At 67.0% G+C, this 19,389-nt stretch carries 20 protein-coding genes and 1 rRNA gene; 9 read left to right on the forward strand and 12 right to left on the reverse strand.

The genetic code is table 11. From position 1 onward, the window contains the following. Positions 1-79, forward strand: a 5S ribosomal RNA gene (gene rrf, locus QNN99_RS00005); the annotation flags it as partial. Positions 80-227: 148 nt separating this feature from the next. Here rrf and QNN99_RS00010 read toward each other — a convergent pair. The 8 genes from QNN99_RS00010 to QNN99_RS00045 all read right to left on the reverse strand — a co-directional run bounded on the left by QNN99_RS00010 (position 228) and on the right by QNN99_RS00045 (position 7,828). Beyond that, complete coding sequence (locus QNN99_RS00010) at positions 228-902, reverse strand: TetR/AcrR family transcriptional regulator (protein WP_229964382.1); 675 nt, start codon at positions 900-902, stop codon at positions 228-230. Position 903: 1 nt separating this feature from the next. Continuing rightward, complete coding sequence (locus tag QNN99_RS00015) at positions 904-1,926, reverse strand: phosphotriesterase family protein (RefSeq protein ID WP_229964383.1); 1,023 nt, start codon at positions 1,924-1,926, stop codon at positions 904-906. Between the two features lie 5 nt (positions 1,927-1,931). Then, positions 1,932-2,957 carry a DctP family TRAP transporter solute-binding subunit gene (locus QNN99_RS00020; RefSeq protein WP_229964384.1) on the reverse strand — a complete coding sequence of 342 codons (1,026 nt, stop codon included), beginning with the start codon at positions 2,955-2,957 and terminating at the stop codon, positions 1,932-1,934. A 121-nt stretch (positions 2,958-3,078) separates the two neighbouring features. Next, positions 3,079-4,353 carry a TRAP transporter large permease gene (locus QNN99_RS00025; protein ID WP_229964385.1) on the reverse strand — a complete coding sequence of 425 codons (1,275 nt, stop codon included), beginning with the start codon at positions 4,351-4,353 and terminating at the stop codon, positions 3,079-3,081. After that, on the reverse strand, positions 4,350-4,904 hold the full coding sequence (locus QNN99_RS00030; RefSeq protein WP_229964386.1) for a TRAP transporter small permease: 555 nt from the start codon (positions 4,902-4,904) through the stop codon (positions 4,350-4,352). Before QNN99_RS00030 ends, QNN99_RS00025 begins: the two co-directional genes overlap by 4 nt. 124 nt (positions 4,905-5,028) lie before the next feature. Then, the gene (locus tag QNN99_RS00035) at positions 5,029-6,333 is read right to left on the reverse strand and encodes an N-acetylglucosamine-6-phosphate deacetylase (protein ID WP_229964387.1); all 1,305 of its coding nucleotides are present in this window, start codon (positions 6,331-6,333) and stop codon (positions 5,029-5,031) included. 35 nt (positions 6,334-6,368) lie between these two features. Further along, on the reverse strand, positions 6,369-7,103 hold the full coding sequence (locus QNN99_RS00040; RefSeq protein ID WP_229964388.1) for a glucosamine-6-phosphate deaminase: 735 nt from the start codon (positions 7,101-7,103) through the stop codon (positions 6,369-6,371). Between the two features lie 20 nt (positions 7,104-7,123). Beyond that, positions 7,124-7,828 carry a FadR/GntR family transcriptional regulator gene (locus tag QNN99_RS00045; protein WP_231712030.1) on the reverse strand — a complete coding sequence of 235 codons (705 nt, stop codon included), beginning with the start codon at positions 7,826-7,828 and terminating at the stop codon, positions 7,124-7,126. Positions 7,829-8,112: 284 nt separating this feature from the next. On the opposite strand from QNN99_RS00045, the gene QNN99_RS00050 reads away from it, so the two are divergent. The 8 genes from QNN99_RS00050 to QNN99_RS00085 all read left to right on the forward strand — a co-directional run bounded on the left by QNN99_RS00050 (position 8,113) and on the right by QNN99_RS00085 (position 16,788). After that, the gene (locus tag QNN99_RS00050; RefSeq protein ID WP_229964390.1) at positions 8,113-9,717 is read left to right on the forward strand and encodes an ABC transporter substrate-binding protein; all 1,605 of its coding nucleotides are present in this window, start codon (positions 8,113-8,115) and stop codon (positions 9,715-9,717) included. 88 nt (positions 9,718-9,805) lie between these two features. Then, positions 9,806-10,765 (forward strand): ABC transporter permease, encoded by a 960-nt coding sequence (locus tag QNN99_RS00055; protein WP_229964391.1) that lies wholly within the window; start codon positions 9,806-9,808, stop codon positions 10,763-10,765. A 3-nt stretch (positions 10,766-10,768) separates the two neighbouring features. Beyond that, the gene (locus QNN99_RS00060; RefSeq protein ID WP_229964392.1) at positions 10,769-12,907 is read left to right on the forward strand and encodes a dipeptide/oligopeptide/nickel ABC transporter permease/ATP-binding protein; all 2,139 of its coding nucleotides are present in this window, start codon (positions 10,769-10,771) and stop codon (positions 12,905-12,907) included. Beyond that, positions 12,904-13,719: an ATP-binding cassette domain-containing protein gene (locus QNN99_RS00065; RefSeq protein ID WP_229964393.1), complete on the forward strand. Its 816-nt coding sequence runs from the start codon at positions 12,904-12,906 to the stop codon at positions 13,717-13,719. The genes QNN99_RS00060 and QNN99_RS00065 overlap by 4 nt, the downstream gene beginning before the upstream one ends. Positions 13,720-13,790: 71 nt before the next feature. Beyond that, positions 13,791-14,723, forward strand: coding sequence for a dihydrodipicolinate synthase family protein (locus QNN99_RS00070; RefSeq protein ID WP_229964394.1), 933 nt, complete (start codon positions 13,791-13,793; stop codon positions 14,721-14,723). Positions 14,724-14,725: 2 nt separating this feature from the next. Then, positions 14,726-15,760 (forward strand): ROK family protein, encoded by a 1,035-nt coding sequence (locus QNN99_RS00075; RefSeq protein WP_229964395.1) that lies wholly within the window; start codon positions 14,726-14,728, stop codon positions 15,758-15,760. Then, positions 15,753-16,427, forward strand: coding sequence for an N-acetylmannosamine-6-phosphate 2-epimerase (locus QNN99_RS00080; protein ID WP_229964396.1), 675 nt, complete (start codon positions 15,753-15,755; stop codon positions 16,425-16,427). Before QNN99_RS00075 ends, QNN99_RS00080 begins: the two co-directional genes overlap by 8 nt. Before the next feature lie 73 nt (positions 16,428-16,500). Then, the gene (locus QNN99_RS00085; protein ID WP_229964397.1) at positions 16,501-16,788 is read left to right on the forward strand and encodes a twin-arginine translocase TatA/TatE family subunit; all 288 of its coding nucleotides are present in this window, start codon (positions 16,501-16,503) and stop codon (positions 16,786-16,788) included. Positions 16,789-16,897: 109 nt separating this feature from the next. Here the strand turns inward: QNN99_RS00085 and QNN99_RS00090 are convergent, their stop codons facing one another. From QNN99_RS00090 to QNN99_RS00105, 4 genes are read right to left on the reverse strand one after another with little or no spacing between them, the layout of a single operon-like run. Then, positions 16,898-17,317: a VOC family protein gene (locus QNN99_RS00090; RefSeq protein ID WP_229964398.1), complete on the reverse strand. Its 420-nt coding sequence runs from the start codon at positions 17,315-17,317 to the stop codon at positions 16,898-16,900. Between the two features lie 36 nt (positions 17,318-17,353). Beyond that, positions 17,354-17,842, reverse strand: coding sequence for an SRPBCC family protein (locus QNN99_RS00095; protein ID WP_229964399.1), 489 nt, complete (start codon positions 17,840-17,842; stop codon positions 17,354-17,356). Next, entirely contained in the window at positions 17,839-18,348 is a 510-nt protein-coding gene (locus QNN99_RS00100; protein WP_229964400.1) for an SRPBCC family protein, read from the reverse strand. Before QNN99_RS00100 ends, QNN99_RS00095 begins: the two co-directional genes overlap by 4 nt. Continuing rightward, positions 18,345-18,710, reverse strand: coding sequence for an ArsR/SmtB family transcription factor (locus tag QNN99_RS00105; RefSeq protein WP_229964401.1), 366 nt, complete (start codon positions 18,708-18,710; stop codon positions 18,345-18,347). Before QNN99_RS00105 ends, QNN99_RS00100 begins: the two co-directional genes overlap by 4 nt. Positions 18,711-19,389: the final 679 nt, after the last annotated feature.

A 19,389-nucleotide genomic window follows, 5' to 3' on the forward strand; every position in this document is an offset into this window, starting at 1 on the left:
TCCGAACCCGGAAGCTAAGACCCACAGCGCCGATGGTACTGCATCCGGGAGGATGTGGGAGAGTAGGTCACCGCCGGACAATATTTACGGTTGAAAGACACCGGTTGTTCAGAGAGTAAGGCCCCGCCATTGGCGGGGCCTTACTTGTTTAACACCGCGCCGGGATGGCAGAAACTGCACGTCCCGGCCCCGGGAAGAGCACTTACTGCCATCTCGCGAGAGAATCCTCACTCTTTGGCTGCCAGCCAAGCCACCACCACATTTCCAAGCAGAGTTCGGAGATGGTCGCTGAGCGGCGGCGCATGCAGGTCTCTTCCGAAGAGATGGCCAAAAGTGTATTGGTTCGCGACCTGGAAGACGCAGTAGGCGCTGATGACCAGATGCACGTCAAAGGCGTCCACATCGTGCCGGAAGACTCCCTCCTCACGGCCGCGCTCCAGGATTTCCTCCAGCAGGCCGACGGCCGGCGCAACGAGTCCCCGGATCGATTCAATTTGTCGGATGAACACGCCGCGGTGGATGTTCTCGATCATCACCAGCCGGATGAAATCGCTGTGCCGTACATGGTGGTCATAGGTCAGCTCCGCCAGGCGGCGCACTGCCTCGATGGGGCCCAGCGACCCGACATGGATGGCACGTTCCGCAGCACGGATGCCGCCGTAGGCACTCTTCAGCACCTCGAGATAGAGCTGTTCCTTGCTGCCGAAGTAGTAGTAGATCATGCGCTTTGTCGTGCGGGTTCTCGCGGCAATCTCATCCACCCGTGCTCCCGAGTAGCCCTCCGCCGCAAACACTTCGGTGGAGACCTTCAGAATTTCGGCCCGCGTGCGTTCCGGATCCCGCTTCCGTTCCGTTGCGGGCGGCCCGGCGGAACCCTCGGCCAGTTCTCTAAGTTCCTCCACCTCAGGTACCCTCCTCAATCTCAGCCGCTGGATCCGCGGCCACATCATTAGCAAGTAATCGCCGCGGATTCCCGATCATCAGCATCCTCAACACCGGCTCGGCGAAGCCCGCCGCCCGGAGCTGCGGCAACACCCGCCGATGCACCGTTTCCATGTGCCAGTGGGGGACGGTACGTGAACGCCAGGACGGCGGCGTCATCCTGCTGAAGAACGCGGCATCGTGCGACAGCAGGATCCGGTCCGCGTACCCACGGCTGAGCAGCGCGCACAGCGTCCGGAACCGCTGCGCATCGGGAACGACGTGCTCCATGCCGAAGCGGTCGAAACCGAGGAAAGACCCGGCGTCGGCCAGCGACATCAGGTAGTCCAAGTCCTCCGAATCACCCGCATGGCCAATAACCACGCGATCCAGCGGCACCCCGAGGCGGGCGAGCAGCTGCTGCTGCGCCGTCCCGCCGCGGGACTCCGCATGTGAGTGGGTGGTCAGTGGTACTCCCGTCTCGAGATGGGCGTGCGCTGCAGCGGCGAACACCCGTTCGCTGTCGGGCGTGATGCCGCCGGAGTCCGAAAAGACCTTCAGCATGCCGGCACGCACGCGCGTCCCGGCTATCCCTTCCCTGATGTCCCGCAGGAACATCTCGATGAGCGGATCAGGGCCGCCCACCAGCCCGCCCGGGCGATGGGTCCGGAAAAACTGGGGCAGGCCGTCCGCCGTGTAGTAGCCGGTCGCGGCGATCAGCCGCACCGGGGTCCGCTCGGCCACCCGCAGCACCCGCCTGACGTCGCGCCCCAGGCCGGGAACCGTGAGGTCGACGACGGTGCGCACCCCGAGCGCGTGCAGCCGCCCGAAACCAGCCACCGCCCGGTCGAGCGCTTCCTCCTCGTTCCATTCCGGATGCGGCCAGTTCAGGTCCAGTTCCGGATGGCCGACGAAGACATGCTCGTGGACCAGAGTGGTGCCGAGCTGGTCAGCCGGCACCTCGCCGGTGAACGTCGAAACGGCGCCCGCCCTCGGCGAGCCCACCCCGGTCAGTCCGCCGTTGCCCGGATTGATTCGAACACTGCCAGCGAGTCGCCGGAATACTCTCCCTCCAAATACTCAAGCGCCTCAGTCTTGAACGCCTCGGTGTCCACATCCTCGATGATTTCCCAGTCGCCCGCGGCCTTCCACTCCGCCAACGTCTCTTCCTCATCGGCTGCCACGCACTCCGTCACCTCGCTGACGGCTGTCTCGACGGCAGCATTGAGGACGCTTTGCTGCTCCTCCGAGAGCTCGTCCCACACGGGACCGGCAATGACCAGATTGGTGTTGAGCTGGTGATTGGTCATGCTCAGATAGTCCTGCACCTCGGCGAGGTTCTGTGCCTGGATGTTGGTGATCGGGTTCTCCTGGCCGTCAACAGTGCCCTGCTGCAGCGCCAGGTACAGCTCCTCATAGGCCACCTCGGTGGCGGAGGCGCCCAGGGCCTCAGCATTCATCAGGAACTGCGGTGAACCGGGGAACCGGATCCGCAGCCCTTCCAAGTCGGCAGGTTCGGCTATGGGGGCGTTGGCGGTGAACTGCCGCGCACCCGCCGACCACGCGCCGAGGGTTTGGATGCCGGCGGCCTCCGCGAATCCGTCGGTGACCGTCTGCGATTCCTCGCTGGCCATGAAAGCGGCCAGATGATCGGCGTCTTCGAAGACGTAGGCGGCGTCGAGCACGCTGATCGGTTCATACACGGCACCCAGGGCCGAGGCGCCCTGGATGTCGATGTCGATGTCCCCTGACTCGACGGATGAGATGCGGTCCGCATCGCCGCCGAGCTGGCTTGAGGGGAAAATCTCCACCGTCATCCCGGCGTCGGCCGCGGCGACCTCGTCCGCGATAACCTGTGCGCCGCAGCGGTGCTGCGGCTGATCCTCGTTGTAGCTGTGGGCGAGCGTCAGCTCGATTTCTTCCTCGCCGCCGCCGCCTTCCGACTCAGTTTCCCCGCCCGCGCAGCCGACCAGCAGCAGTGCCGGCAGCGCGGCCAGGGCGGTCCAGGCCGTGAGCCTGGTTCGTCGTTCTGTCATCGATTCTTCCTCTCAAAGGGTCCGCCGGGGATAGCCGGACAGGTGGTGGAACCGCGGGGAGGAAGCTCCTCCACCGCGTCTTTTTGCGCCCAGACCGCAAAGCTTCGTGGCGAACATGGCCTCACAGCCCCAGCCATCGCGGCAGCGTCTGCACCGCATCGGGGAAGAAGACGATGAGGATGACGATTACCAGGAACGGAATGATGAACGGCAGCGATCCGCGGAAGACCTCGCCGATCCGGGTCTTCGAGACCGCGGAGGTGACAAAGAGGACCGTTCCCACCGGAGGCGTCAGCAGGCCGATCATCAGGGAGATGATCAGCAGCACGCCGAAGGAGACGGGGTCGACGCCGTATTCAATGGCAATCGGCATGAGGATGGGCACAACGAGCACAAGGATCGCCGTCGCGTCGATCACGCAGCCCAGCACCAGTGCCAGCAGGACGACGAGCGCCAAGAACACCGTGGGATTGTCGGTGAGGCCGAACAGGGCTTCCGTGAGCATCTGGGGTAGCCGCTCGCGCGCCAGGATGTAGCCGAGCAGTGAGGCGCTGGCAACGATGAGCATGATGCCGGAGGTTGTGAGAACGGTTTCCTTGATGGCCGCGATCAGCCCGGTGAGGGTCAGGGAACGCTGGACTATGCCCAGCAGCAGCATGTACACGACGCCAACGGCAGCAGCCTCGGTGGGCGTGAAGATGCCGCCGAGGATGCCGCCCAGAATGATGATCGGTGCCAGCAGCGGGAGAATGACGCCTTTGAGCGACTGGAGGAACTCGGTCCGGTCAAACCTGCCGCGCACGAGGTTCGGCTGGCGCCGCACCAGGAAAAACACGACGATGCACAGCCCCAGCGTCATCAGCAGCGCGGGAATGACCGACGCCGCGAAGAGGGCGCCGGTCGATACGGCGGCGAGGCCGGAGAAGATCACTGCCGGAATGCTCGGCGGCATGACCGGCGCGATCAGCGACGAGGAGGCCACGACGCCGGTGGCGAAGCGCCTGCTGTAGCCGTTGCGCAGCATGGCCGGGATCTCGACCTTTCCCAGCGCCGCGGCGTCGGCGACGGCCGAGCCGCTCATCCAGGAGAAGCCCAGGCTTACGCCGACGCTCACGTAGCCCAGGTTTCCGCGCACCGAGGCGAAGGCCGCCATTGCAAAGCGGAACAACCGGTCGGCGATGCCGGCGTGGTTGGCCAGGGCGCCGAGAAGGATGAACAGTGGAACAGCGAGCAACGGGAAGCTGTCGGCGGCGTTGGCGACCTCCCGCAGGGCGCTGCCGGGGGAGCGGCCGTTGAGGCTCATATAGACCAGGGACGGGCCAAGGAAGGCGATCGCGACGGGTACCCGCAGCACCAGCAGCACCGCGATCGCGATGCCGAGCAGCGTGAGCATCATGAGAGGACCCCCGGTCCGTCGTCGCCGTCGTATTCCGTGAGCATCGGCCCGTTCCGGGCAACGAGGACGGCAGCGACGAGGGCGCGGATGGTCATGCTCGCGACGCCGATGAGCACCGGGATGTAGACAACGGACATGGGGACGCGCAGCACCGGCGACTTGATGATCTGCTGCGAGTCGATCAGGGCAAGGGCCTCCACCGCCAGGCCCACGCCGGTGGCGGCGACGACGAGCAGGGCGAACACCTGCACCCACCGGACGACCATCTGGTTCGGCACCGCGTCCATGATTTCAAGAGCAATGTGGCCGTTTGTGCTCACGAGAACGCCGGCCGCGGCGAACGTCAGCCAGATGAGGGAGAAGCGGGCCAGTTCTCCGGTCCAGGCAAAGCCGTCGCCGGGAAAATACCGCTGCAGTGCCTGCAGGAACACCATGAGCAGGATGGTGATCAGCGACAGCGCACCGATGGTCACCTCGAGGCGGGTGATCCACACTTCGATGCTCCGCCATCGCCCCCGCGATGCCTGCGGTTCCCGCTGGCTGTTCGTCACGTGACTCCCTTGTCGACGATCCGGATCTCGGGAGTAACGTACTGGTTATTACATTGCGGCTCAAATCACAGTATGGTCACAAAATACTTGGGTGCCCGGCTCAGTTTTTGGCCTGCCGGCGGGGCTAAAGCCAGGTTCCGCCGCGCATCACGCCGGTCGGCTGGAGTTCGGCATCCAGCAGCAGCACATCGGCAGCGGCACCGGCGGCGAGGGTGCCGATCTGCCCGGATCGTCCCAGCACCCGGGCAGGAACCTCGGTGGCGGATTGCAGGGCAGCCTCCAGGGGCACACCGGCAGCTACGGCATTTCGCACCAGATCCAGCATGCTGGCGGTGCCGCCGGCAATAGCGCCGGAGGCCAGCCGGGCCACGCCGTCGTGGACCTGAACCTCGGCCGGACCCAGGCGGTACCGTCCGTCAGCGAGTCCGGCGGCTGCCATCGCATCAGTGACCAGGGCGATGTTCCCAGCGCCCAGCAGTTCAAACATGGCGGCCACCAGAACCGGGTCCAGGTGCGTGTTGTCGGCGATCAGCTCGACGACGGCGTTGCCGGCCCGCGCTGCGCGCAGCGCCGCAGTGACCGCGCCGGGCGAGCGGTGGTGAATGGGATCCATGCCGTTGAACAGGTGCGTCACTGTCGGCACCGGTCCCGGGAAGTGTCCCGGCACCAATTCCGCCAAGGATTCCGGCATGGCTTCCGGCATGGCTTCCGGCAGGGGGGCCGCTCCGGCTCCGCCCGGATGCTGCCGGCGGGACGCCAGTCCCGCCGCCGCCCGCGCGAGGGAAGCGCCGGCGTCGTGGGCGGTCGCCGCGGTGTGCCCGAGCGACGGAACCACCGCATGCGCCGTGAGCAGGTCCACGAGCTCATTCGAGCCGGGCAGTTCCGGAGCATAGGTCATGGTGCGCAGGTGCCCGCGGCCGGCGGCTATCAGGTCGGCGGCGAAGGCCTGGTCGGGGGAGCGCAGCCAGCGCGGATCCTGGGCGCCGCAGCGGGCCGTGGCCAGGAACGGACCTTCCAAATGGATGCCGGCCAGGTCGCCGGCCTCCGCCAGCCCGGCGAAGATGTCCAGGCCGGAGAGCAGATCGGCGGGCGCCGCGGTGACCAGGCTGGCCAGCACCGTGGTGGTGCCCCCGGCGTGCATGCGCTGCAGCGCGGAGCGGGCGGCGCCGGCATCCGCGGACGGAAAGTCAACGCCGTAACCGCCGTGGGTGTGCAGGTCTATCAGGCCGGGAACCGCCAGCTGCCCGGGTGGCAGGCGGACTTCGTCGATGCGGCCAGGGCCGGCGCCGGCTCCGGCGTCGAGTCCGGCCAGCGCCGCGGGAAGTCCGGACTCGGGTCCGGCGTAGAGGATGCTGCCGCCGGCGACGGCAATCGCGCTGTTCTCCACGATGCGGGATTCCAGCAGGATCCGGCCGCGGATGACCGTCACGGACGGACCGGCGGGTGGGGGACCCGCCGGCGGGTTCACGCCGGCGTCCCGGTGTCGGTGAGTTTGGCGGCAGCCGCGCGGTCCAGCACCACGGTGACGCGGGGGTGCAGCTGCAGTGCGGAGGCCGGGCAGTCCGGGGTGATCGGTCCCTGCAAGGCGCGCGCAACGATTTCGGCCTTGTCCGCGCCGTGGGCGATGAGCAGCAGGTGGCGGGCGTCGAGAATGGTGCCGAGGCCCTGGGTCAGGCAGCGGGTGGGAACCTCGTCCGGCGAGTCAAAAAAGCGGGCGTTGGCGCGCCGGGTCCGTTCGGCCAGCTCTTCCACGCGGGTGCGGGAATCCAGGGCAGAACCGGGCTCGTTGAAAGCGACGTGGCCGTTGTGGCCAATGCCGAGGATCTGCAGGTCGACGCCGCCGGCGTCGCGGATGGCCTGCTCATACTCCCGCGCCGCAGCGTCCAGATCGGCGGCGGCGGCGTCGGGCACGCGGACTGTACCCTGCGGCAGGCCCAGCCGCTCGACCACTTCACTGTTGATCACCGTCGCGTAGCTGCGGGGGTCGCCGGGCGGCAGCCCCACATACTCGTCCAGGGCAAACCCGCGAACACCGGAAAAGTCTTCACCGGATTCCGCCAGCGCGTTGTACAGCGGCAGCGGAGAGGAGCCGGTGGCAAAGCCGAGCACGGCGTCGGGCTTGTCCTGCACGCAGTCCCGGACGACGGCGGCGGCCGCGGCTCCGGCTGCTGCCGGACTGTCCAGAATTCGAACCGTCATGGTGTTGTCCTTTACCCCGGTCATCGGCTGACCATGTCGTGGATGGCTTCGCGGATGCCGTCGAAATGGTTGTTGATGCGCTCCGAGGCCAGCGTCCTGTCCCCGGCGCTTACGGCTTCGAAGATTTCACGGTGCATCTGCGCGGTGGCGTGCAGGCTGCCTGCCTTCATGCCGGCCTCGGCATGGATCCGGCTGTAGACATCCCAGAATACTGACAGCAGGTGGGTCAGGAGCTCATTGTCCAGCGGCTCAAACAGCTGCCGGTGGAACTCCGAGTCCACTGCGGCCAGTGCCTGCCCCTGATCGGCCAGCGATTCCATTTCCCGCACCGTTTCTTCAATGCGGGCCAGATGAGCAGGGGTCATCAGGCTCATTGCCTGTCCGATCAACCCGGATTCCAAGGTCTGCCGGACATCGACGAGTTCCAGCGCCTCCTTGCCCTGCTGCCGCAGCGAGAGCCGTCCCCGGAAGCTCAGTCCGGCAGTCAGGGCATCGAAGTTGGTCGGAGCGACAAACATGCCGTAGCCGTGGCGGATCTCGACCACGCCGAGGGCCTGCAGGACCTTGAGGGATTCCCTCAGCGTATTGCGGCCCACGCCCAGCGCGGAGCAGAGCTCGGCCTCGGTGGGCAGCGGGCTTCCGGCCTCGAGCTTGCTGTCCAGGATCAGTTCCATGATGTCGTTCTGCAGGGCCGCCAGTCTTGCCTGGGCGCTGAACCGCGGCAGCCGGGCCTGGGCGGGGAGCGCCGCCGCTGAGGTTCTGCCTGCCTCGCTGGACGTAGGCGTTGTGGTGTCGTTCACCAAAATCGGAACTCCTTCGGAAATGGTTCTTCGAGCAATATGCACAGAGCGGGTCCGCCGCGGTCGGGACAGCGCCCCGGCCGGAGTTCTGCGGTTCATAGGTGTGACGTGCTTGACCCACTGTTGTGATTCAGCCTACAGTCTAATCAACCCGCATGGGATGTCCTACGTCCGATATCCGCATCACACCCGAATGGTGAGGCACCTTGATGAGCACAACTTCTGAAAGCACCGGTTTCCTCCGGAACGCTAGCCGGCGCGATTTTCTACGCATTGCCGGTGTCCTGGGCACCGCTTCAGCTTTTGCCGGCTCCCTGGCTGCCTGCAGCCCGGGCGGCGCTCCCGCGGCCACCGGCACCGGCGCCGTTGCCGCAGACTCCATCGAGGCCGGAATCTCCTATTCCCTGTCCACCGGCTTTGACCCGATGGCTGCTACCGGCGCGACGCCGGTGGCAGCGAACCTGCACATCTTCGAAGGCCTGACCGAGCTGCACCCGGCCACCCGGGAGCCTTACCTGGCGCTGGCAGCAGCGGAGCCGGAGAAGCTCAACGAGACCACGTACCGGGTGACGCTCCGCGAAGGAGCGACCTTCCACAACGGCGCTCCCGTCACCGTCGACGACGTCGTTTTCTCCTTTGAACGCGTGCTCGATCCGGCCAACAAGTCCCTGTTTGCCGGCTTCATCCCCTTCATCGCCTCCGTCACCGCCGACGGCGACGCAGTGAAGTTCACGCTGAAGTACCCCTTCGCCGAATTCTCCCCGCGCATCTCCGTGGTCAAGATTGTTCCCAAGGCGCTGGCCTCGGACACGGCCACCTTCGACCTGGCACCGGTAGGCAGCGGCCCGTACAAGTTTGTCTCGGCGGTCAAGGAAGACCGCATTGTCTTCAAGAAGTTCGAGGAATACAACGGCTCCTATCCGGCCAAGGTCACCGACATGACCTGGCTGCTGCTGGCGGATCCGGCGGCCCGCGTGGCCTCGGTCCCGTCCCGGACCCAGGCCATCGAGGACATCCCCTACCTGGACGTGGACCAGCTGAAGGCCAAGCTCGACGTGGAGTCGGTGCAGTCCTTCGGGCTGCTCTTCCTCATGTTCAACTGCGTGTCGGAGAAGTTTGCCGACAAGCGGGTGCGGCAGGCCCTGCACTACGCCACGAACACCGAGGACATCATCAAGAAGGCGCTGCTGGGCAACGCCGCCGCCGCGACCTCCTACTTCCAGAAGGGCCATCCCTCCTACACCGAGGCCGGCACCGTCTACGGCTATGACCCGGAGAAGGCCAAGGCACTGCTGAAGGAAGCCGGCGTCGAAAACCTGACCCTGACGCTGACCTCCACCGACGCCGGCTGGGTCACCCGGGTGACCCCGCTGATCAAGGAAAACTGGGACGCCATCGGCATCACCACCACGCTGGAGCCGCTGCAGTCGGCAGCGGTCTACGCCCCGGAAAAGGTGGGCGGATTGAACTTCGACGTTCTGATCGCCCCGGGCGACCCCTCGGTCTTCGGCAACGACGGCGACCTGCTGCTGAGCTGGTTCTTCCGCGGCGACACCTGGGCGAAGAACCGCATGGCCTGGTCCGGCACACCGGAGTTCGCTGACATCACGGCCAAGCTGGACGAAGCGGTGAAGCTGGATCCGGCCGCGGCGAAGAAGCTGCACGCAGCCGTCGTCGACATCGTTGCCGAAGAGGCACCGCTGTACCCGCTGTTCCACCGGCAGCTTCCCACCGCCTGGGACAGCGGCACCCTCGACGGCTTCCAGCCGCTTCCGACCACCGGTCTTTCCTTCGTAGGCGTAGGCCGGAAGTAAGACCCCGGCCTGACGGAGGAGGGGAAATCCCCCAAGACCGCACCCTCCTCCGTCAAGCCGGCCCCCGCACCACTTGGAGAAATAAAACATGGCAACACTATTGCGCCTGCTGGGCCGCAGGCTGGCAGCCCTGCCATTCATGCTGCTTGGCGTGACCATCATGGTCTTTATCGTCCTGTCGGTGATCCCGGCAGACCGTGCCACAGCCGTCCTCGGCGAAAACGCCAGTGAAGAGGCCAAGGAGGCCTTCCGCGAGGACCGCGGCCTGAATGACTCCCTGCTGGTGCAGTTCCTGCGCTACCTGGGCGGCGTGGTGCGGCTGGACTTCGGCTTCACCAACCCGCCGGAGGAATCGGTGGCCTCCAAAATTGCCTCCGCGTTCCCGGTCACCCTGCAGCTGACCCTGCTGGGCATCCTGCTGGCCGTGTTCCTGGCCCTGGTCCTCGGCGTCACCAGCGCCCTGTACCGGGACCGCTGGCCGGACCAGGCCATCCGTGTCTTCTCCATCGCCGCGATTGCCACGCCGTCCTTCTGGCTGGCCATCCTGCTCATTCAGTGGTTTGCACTGCCCGCCGGCTCCATCTTCCCCACCGGCGGCCTGGACTGGGCCGAACAATACGGCTTTGTCGGCTGGATGTACTCCATGGCGCTCCCAGCCCTCGCGCTGGGCCTGCCGGTCTCCGCCTCCCTGATCCGCGTGGTGCGCACCTCGATGGTCGAGGAGCTGGACCGCGACTATGTCCGCACCGCCATCGGCAACGGTGTTCCGTACCGGACCGTGGTCGCCCGGAACGTGCTGCGCAACGCCCTGGTGACCCCGGTGACCGTCCTGGGCCTGCGCATCGGCTACCTGCTCGGCGGCGCCGTGGTGATCGAGAAAATCTTCAACCTCAACGGCATGGGTGACCTGATCATCGTCGGGCTGAACACCTCGGACACCAACCTCGTCCAGGGCGCCGTGCTGACCATCGCCGTGGCCTTCGTCGTCGTCAACATCCTGGTGGATGTCCTCTACGTACTCATCAATCCCCGGATCCGGACGGTATAAGACATGCGCAACGGACTCGCTGAACGGCTCGCCACTTCGGGCGCCCGCTTCACCTCCCTGAACCTCAGCTCCAAACTCGCCCTGGGCTTCCTGGTCCTGGTGGCGTTCATCGCCGTCACCGGACCCTGGCTCGCCCCGTTCGGCGAAAACGAATCCTCCGCCCCGGTGCTTCCGCCCGGCGGCGAGCATCTGATGGGCACCGACGGTTCCAGCTACGACGTCTTCTCCCGGCTGCTCTACGGCGCCCGGGTTTCGGCCGCCATCGGCCTGGGCTCGGTGATCGTCGCCGTCGTCCTCGGAGCCATCCTCGGCGCCCTGGCCGCGACCTCCCGCAAATGGGTCAACGAGGGCATCATGCGGGTGCTGGACATCATGATGGCGTTTCCGGGCATTGCCCTGGCCGCCGCCCTGCTCTTCGCGCTCAAGGACCATTCGGTCGCGCTCTTCGGCTCCACCGTTCCGGTGATCATCTTCGCCATCGCGATCGTGTACACGCCGCAGCTGGCCCGGGTGGTCCGCGCCAACGTGCTGGCCCAGTACGGCGAGGACTACGTCCGCGCCGAACGCGTCATCGGCGCCGGCCGGCTGTTCATCCTCACCAAGCACGTGGTCCGCAACACCGCGGCCCCCGTGCTGGTCTTCGCCACCGTCATGGTGGCCGACGCGATCATCCTCGAAGCCTCGCTGTCCTTCCTCGGTGCCGGCGTCCAGCCGCCCTCCGCCTCGTGGGGCAACGTGATGGCCGACGGCCGCAACGTGGTCTTCAGCGGCGCCTGGTGGCCGACGACGTTTGGCGGCATCGCCATCCTGCTCACCGTCCTGGCGCTCAACATCCTGGCCGAAGGCCTCACCGACGCCATGGTCAATCCGCGCCCGCGCCGTGCTGCCCCGGTGAAGGAGGCCCTGGCGAAGGAAAGCACAGTCAAGGTTGCCGTTCCCGCACCGGCCGGCGCCGCCGTCGTTCCCGCCCCGCCGACAGCAGCCGCCGGTACGGTAGTGGACGACGACGCCGCTCCCGCCGCCGTCGGCACCCGCATCAACCAGCCCGGTTCGCTGGCTGCCCTGGCCGCGGAGCTGCAGCTGCTGGCCGCCGTGGAGGAGCAGCGCACCGACCGGCTGCCCGCCGTGCCGGCCGAAGCGCCGGTGATCCTGGAGGTCCGCGACCTCTCCATCCGGTTCCCGGGCCGCTACGGCGACACCGCCATTGTGGACCGCGTCAGCTTCACCGTCCGCGAGGGCGAAACCATGGGCCTGGTGGGGGAGTCCGGCTGCGGAAAGTCGATCACCTCGCTGGCCATCATGGGCCTGCTGCCGCCCACGGCGGTGCTGTCCGGTTCCATCACCTTCCAGGGCAAGGAACTGCTGACCAACGACAAGCGCGAACGCGACCAGCGCTACCGCGGACTGCGCGGCGACCAGATTGCCATGGTCTACCAGGACGCGCTGAGCTCACTCAACCCGTCCATGCTGATCAAGGACCAGCTGCTGCAGCTGACCCGCCGCAACGGGCGCAAGTCTCCGAGCGAGCTGCTGGAAATGGTCAAGCTGGATCCGGACCGCACACTCAAGAGCTACCCGCACGAGCTCTCCGGCGGACAGCGCCAGCGTGTGCTCGTCGCCATGGCGCTCTCCCGCTCGCCGAAGATCATCGTCGCCGACGAACCCACCACCGCGCTGGACGTCACCGTCCAGAAACAGGTGGTGGACCTGCTCAACGAACTGCGCGAGGAACTCGGCTTTGCCATGGTCTTCGTCAGCCACGACCTGGCCCTGGTGGCCTCCCTGGCGCACCGGATTACCGTCATGTACGCCGGACAGGTGGTGGAATCGGCCGGCGCCTCCGAGCTGATGCGCAATCCGCAGCACGAATACACCCGCGGGCTGCTCGGCGCCGTGCTCTCGATCGAATCCGACGCCAACCGGCTGCACCAGATCCAGGGGACCGTGCCCTCGCCGCGCGAGTTCGCGGCCGGTGACCGCTTTGCCGAGCGGTCCCTGCGCCCGGACGCCGATCCGGACCAGATCCTGTCCTTTGTCCGGGTGGGCGCCGGGGAGCACTACTGGGCCAGCCACCTGACAGGGCGCCAAAACGACGACGGCGCCGCCCTGGCCTCCGTTAGCACCACCGAAGGACAAGCATGAGCACCGAGACGTCCACCGATAACACTCCGGTCCTGGAACTGCGCGGACTGAAGGTTCACCACCGCACCCGCACCGGCTCCATCTTCCGCCCCAACATCGTCAAGGCGGTCGACGGCGTGGACTTCACCGTCCGGCGCGGTGAGACCGTGGGCGTGGTGGGGGAGTCCGGCTGCGGCAAGTCCACCCTGGCCTCGGTCCTGGTGGGGTTGCAGGAACCCACCGCCGGGCAGGTCCTGTTCCACGGGAAACGGATCAGCATCCGCCGCGCCGCGGACCGCAAGCGCTTCGGCCAGGACGTCGCCGTCGTCTTCCAGGATCCGTCCACCGCACTGAACCCGCGGATGACCATCCAGGACATCCTCACCGATCCGCTGCAGGTCCACGGCATCGGCGACGCCCGCTCCCGGGCCGCCAAGGTCAAGGACCTGCTGGCCCTGGTGGGGCTGCCCTACACCGCCGCCGAAGTGACCCCGCACCAGGTCTCCGGCGGCCAGCGCCAGCGCGTGGCCATCGCCCGCGCCCTGGCCCTGGATCCCGCCGTCATCGTGGCCGACGAACCCACGTCGGCCCTCGACGTCTCGGTCCGGGCGCAGGTGCTGAACCTGCTCGCTGACCTGAAGCGGGAACTCAACCTGGGCATGGTCTTCATCTCGCACGACATCCAGACCGTCCGCTACGTCTCCGACCGCATCTGCGTCATGTACTACGGCCGGATCGTCGAAGAAGGACCGGCCGAGCAGATCTTCGCCAACCCGGCCGACGACTACACCCGCAAGCTCCTGGGCGCCGCGCCCAGCCTGCTGCACCCCTGATTTCCACCCGCTTCACCCGTCTCATGATTCGTTCCACCGCACCAACCACCACCAGCACTTTGGAGATATCTGTGGCCTCTCAGCCCATCCGCCAGTTCACCGGCGTCATTCCCCCCGTCGTCACCCCGCGTTCCGCCGACGGCAGCATCGACACCCACTCCCTGACCCGGGTGACCAAGCACCTGCTCGAAGGCGGCGTGCACGGCCTGTTCGTCCTCGGCTCCTCCGCCGAAGTGCCGTACCTGACCAATGACGAGCGCGACCTGGTGGTCACCACCATCGCCGGCGTCAACGCAGGACAGGTGCCGCTGATCGTCGGTGCCTCCGAGCAGACCACCAACCGCGTCATCGAGGAAGGCCGGAAGATGATCGGCCTCGGCGCCGACGCCCTCGTGGTCACCTCGCCGTTCTACGCGCTGACCGACGCGAAGGAAACGGACACCCACTTCCGCAGCATCCACGCCGCCCTGGACGTGCCGCTGTTCGCCTACGACGTGCCGGTCCGCACCAACTACAAGCTGCCGCTGGACCTGCTGATCCAGCTGGGCCGCGACCAGGTGATCGCCGGCGTCAAGGATTCCTCCGGTGACGACGTCTCCTTCCGCCAGCTCGTCCTGGCCGCCCGCGGCATCGACAACTTCTCCATCTTCACCGGCCACGAAGTGGTCGTCGACGGCGCCCTGCTCGGCGGCGCCGACGGCGTTGTCCCCGGACTGGGCAACGTGGATCCGGCCGGCTACCGCCGGCTGTTCGACGCCGCCGCCAGCGGCGACTTTGCCAAGGCTGCCGCCGAACAGGACCGCCTGGCCGACGTTTTCAACATCGTCTACACGCCCACTCCGGGCCGCGTCTCCGGCGGAGCAGCCGGCCTGGGCGCCTTCAAGACGGCGCTCATGCTCATGGGCGTCATCGACACCAACCTCATGTCCGCACCGATGGTGAGCCTGAACGACGCAGAAACAGCCGCCATCCGGACCATCCTTGAGCGCAACGGCCTGATGTAGCCATGCCCCTTGGCAAACCGATGCCTCCGGGCAGACGCTGCGTGATCGGAGTGGACCTGGGCGGCACCAAGACCGCCGCCGGCATTGTCGACGACACCGGCATGCTCCATGCCACCGAGTTCCGGCCCACCCCGGCCACCGCCGGAGCGGCGGCGATCCTGGCCACCGCCGTCGGGCTTGTCAGCTCCCTGCTGGCCGCGGCCCGCGCTGCGGGGCTGGATCCGGTGGCGGTGGGCATCGGTTCGGCCGGCGTCATTGATGCCCGGGACGGATCGGTGGCTTCGGCCACCGATTCACTCACCGGCTGGGCCGGCACGCCGCTGGCGGCCCACTTGAGCGAACAGGCCGGACTGCCCGCGTACGCGGTCAACGATGTGCACGCCCACAACCTGGGCGAGCACTGGAAAGGCGCGTCCGCCGGATCCGCCTCCAGCCTGCTGGTGGCGGTGGGCACCGGCGTCGGCGGCTCCCTGATCCTGGCCGGCGAACCGCACCTGGGTGCGCGGGCAGTGGCCGGCCATGTGGGGCACCTGGCCTCGCCCCGCGCGTACGACGACGGCGGCCGCGCGCTGCCGTGCAGCTGCGGCCGGGCCGGGCACGTGGAAGCGATTGCCTCCGGGCCGTCCATCGCGCTGCTGTACCAGCGGCTGACCGGCGCTGCTGTCTCGGCCGGAACCGTCTCGGCTGAAACTGTCTCGGGACGGGACGTGGCCTCCCGGGCCGCCGCCGGTGACACCGTTGCCATGCGCGCGCTGGCGATCGGCGCCGCAGCGGCCGGGCAGGCGGTGGGCGGGCTTGCCAACGTGCTGGATCCGTCCATCGTGGTGATCGGCGGCGGCGTCACCGCAGCCGGGGACCTGTGGTGGACCCCGTTTCGGACCGCCCTGCGCGCCGAACTAATGGACCCGCTGGCCGGCCTGCCCGTGGTTCCGGCCGCCCTGGACTCCGGTGCCGCCCTGGTGGGCGCCGCCAAACTCGCCTTTGACCGCCTCGCCTCCGCTTCGACCGCACCACCACTGGAGAACTCCCATGCTTGACCTGAACAGCCTGCAGTCCCAGCTTGTCGTTTCCTGCCAGGCCTATCCGGGGGAGCCGCTGCGGGATCCGCGGACCATGGCGCAGATGGCGCAGGCCGCCGTCGCCGGCGGAGCCGTGGCGGTGCGCATCCAGGGCATCGAGGACCTGGAACAGACCCGCGTTGCGGTGGACGTGCCGGTGATCGGACTCTGGAAGGACGGCGCCGACGGCGTGTTCATCACTCCCACGCTGGAGCACGCACTGGCCTGCGTGGCCGCGGGTTCGGACATCGTGGCGATCGACGGCACCCGCCGGCCGCGGCCGGACGGGCGCAGCCTGGCGGAGACCATCGCTGCCCTGCACCAGCAGACCGATGCGCTGGTGATGGCCGACTGCGGCTCGGTCCCGGACGCGCAGGCCGCGGCCGACGCCGGAGCGGACCTGATCGGCACCACGCTGGCCGGCTACACCGGCGAGCGGCCGAAGACCGTGGGCCCGGACCTGGAGCTGATCGCCGAGATCGCCGCCCTGGACCTGGGCCTGCCGCTGATCGCCGAGGGCCGCATCCACTCGCCCGGACAGGCCCGCGCCTGCCTGGACGCCGGAGCGTTCGCCGTCGTCGTCGGCACCGCCATCACGCATCCCACCACCATCACCGGCTGGTTTGCCGACGCGCTGCTGTTCTGAGTACTGCAGTCCCGAGCCTGACGTCTCCGGACCTATCCGGGATCCTCGCCAACCGTCCCGAAAGGACACCGGTATGAGACTTGAAGGCTGGCACCTGGTCATTTTGGTTCTTCTGGCCGTCTTGCTCTTCGGCGCGCCCAAACTGCCCGGGCTGGCGCGGAGCGTGGGCCAATCGCTGCGTATTTTCCGCTCCGAGGTGCGGCAGCTGAAGGAGGAGAACCCGCCGGCGGGGAACCCGGCGGCTAATCCGGATCTGCCGCAGGAGGAGCATCCGGCGGCTGCATCGAAGCTTCCTCCGGCGGGTCCGGTAACGGTCGGCCGGCCGGTAACTTCCGTGCCGTTAGCGCAGCAGCCGTTGTAACAAAGAAGTTGTCACAGACGTCGCAGTGACAGAGCCGGACCGGCGGAATGCCGGTCCGGTTCTGTTGTTTTCAGTTCTGCGTATTCGGTTCCGCAGCTCCAGCAGCCGGTCAGGGCGTCGGCGTGCTGTGCGGAATCAGCGGCTGCTCGGCGCGGACCTTCATCTCCTGCACCGCCCAGCTGTTGCCGTCCGGATCAGCGAAGCCGAAGAACGTGCCGCCGTCGCGCGGGTCAATGACGGTGACTTCGCTGGCCTCCACGCCCCGGCCGACCAGTTCCTCCCGGGCCGCCCGGGCATCGGACACCACCAGCTGCATGCCGTGCATCGACCCGGGGGCCATCTGCTGCTGGGACGGCAGGTCCCCGATGACGATGGAGCAGCCCGACCCCGGCGGAGTCAGCTGCGCGAATTCCATCTGCTCAGCGACGGTGTGGTGGTCCAGGGTGAATCCGACCTGGTCGCGGTAAAAGGCGATCGACCGGTTCAAATCGCTGACCGGCAGGACCACGACTTCCAAGGTCCAATCCATGATGCACCTGCTTTCTGCGTTGCGGTTGCTGTGTCGCTAGCCTGTGGACAGGCCCTTGCCGAGCAGCTCGTCGAGCTGGTCATAGCCTTCGGACATGCCGACCTCCATGCCGGCGGAAGCCATGCCGTCGCGGGACTCCACGGATGGAAAGACGGACCGGCCCGTCAGCTTGCTCCGGCCGCCGGGGAGGTCCGTGAAGGTGGCATATTCGAGGGTCACCGAGTCCGGATACCCCTCGTACTCGAAGGTCTGGAGCACGAAGTCGTCCTCGCGCACGGTGTGGAACAGGCCGTGGAAGGCATAGTCCACGCCGTCGTCGCCCGATTGCACAAAGCGGTAGGCGCCGCCGGTTCGGGGCTCAAATGTATCGATCCGGGTGGTCATCTCCCGCGGTCCGATCCACTGGGCAAAGAGCTCCGGGTCGACGTGCGCCTGGAAGACCTGGTGCACGGCAAAATCGAACTCGCGCTCATAGTGCACATAGGGCTCGCCCTCTGGCATGTGGACCGTCAACGGATTGCTCATGGCGCACCTTCTCCCTGCAGCGCACCCTCCTGCAGCTGGGCGAGGAGTTCGTCGAGCCGGTCAAAGCCCTCGGACACGCCGCCTTCCATGCCGGACGAGGCCATGCCGTCGCGGGCCTCCATTGACGGATAAACGGCGTGGGCGCTAATCCGGGTCCGGTCGCCGTCGAGCTGCTCCAGCGTCATGAACTCAATGCTCACGACGTCGGGATAACCGGAGAATTCGAAGGTCTGGACGGCGAATTCGTTCTCCCGCACGGTGTGGAAGATGCCGCTGAACGTATACGGCACGCCGTCGGGGCCGGTGTGGATGTAGCGGTAGGAACCGCCGCTGCGGAAATCGTAGTGATCAATGTCCATCTTCATGCCCCGCGGACCGAGCCACTGGACGATGAGGTCCGGATCGGCATAGGCCTTGAAGACCTGGGAAACCGGGAAATCCAGCTCCCGGGAAAAGTTGATGAACGGGACGCCCTCGGGGACGTTGAGTTCCAGTGCGTTGGTCATGATGGATCCTTTGGCTGACGGCCGGCTGCTGCGGCCTGTCTGCGGAGCACGGCCTCAAGGCCGCGGAACTGCTGCTCGCGGATCAACCGGTACTGGTCAATCCAGGCGGTCAGCGCCTCCAACCGTGCGGGGTTCAGGTGGACGGGCCGGCGCTGCGCGTCACGGCTGCGCGTGACCAGTTGTGCCTGCTCGAGGACCTGGATGTGCTTCGAGACGGCCTGCTTGGACATCTCGAAGGGTTCCGCCAGCTCGTTGACCGTGGCCGGGCCCCGGGAAAGCCGGGCAATGATGCGGCGCCGGGCCGGATCGGCCAGAGCCTGGAAGGCCCGGTCAAGCTGTGCCTCATCGCCTGCAGTCTCCATGCCGCGGTCAACTTCTGTAGTTCGAATTCTCACGGTACTGACAACCAACGGAAGCAGACAATCCTTCAACCGTAATCAAGGTTGTGGTTGTTCAACCTGTTGGTTGATTACGAAGCTACGCCCCGGTTTTGGGAGGGTCAAGGGTTCTCCGGGAATCTCTTACGGAAACTTTCCGACGACGACGGCGGGGGTGCGGCGGCGGGGGTTGGGCCCCGCTGGGGGTGCGTTTGGGTGGCTTGGGTGGGTCGGCTGGCTGGCCCGACCAGTGTGCAGATCTGGTGGGTTTCGCTTCGCGAAAGCGCAGGTCTGGTGACCTGACCGCGCTGAAACTCGCCATATCTGCGCACTCGACGGGCCAGACCGATCCGACCTCGCCATATCTGCGCACTCGACGAGGCACCCGAAATTCCTTCGTGCAGATAAGGGCCTCTAATCGTCCAAATCATCCGGTAGGAGAGCCTTATCTGCACGAGGGATCCACCCCCGGCCCCTTAGAGTTCGTTATCTGCACGAGAGAACTCGGCGCGGACCGTCGGGCCCGGTAGGAGGCGGACGCCGATCGCGGCGGGCCGCCCCCAGCCGGAAGGGCCGCTATTCACAGCCCCGCCCCGCCGCCGGACAATGGGAGGAGCAGGCTGTGGCCCTGGTTCAGGTGCCACAGCAGCCGCGCTCCGGCGGT

Origin of the sequence: Arthrobacter sp. zg.Y820 (assembly GCF_030125555.1) — a bacterium.
Lineage (GTDB): Bacteria > Actinomycetota > Actinomycetes > Actinomycetales > Micrococcaceae > Arthrobacter_B.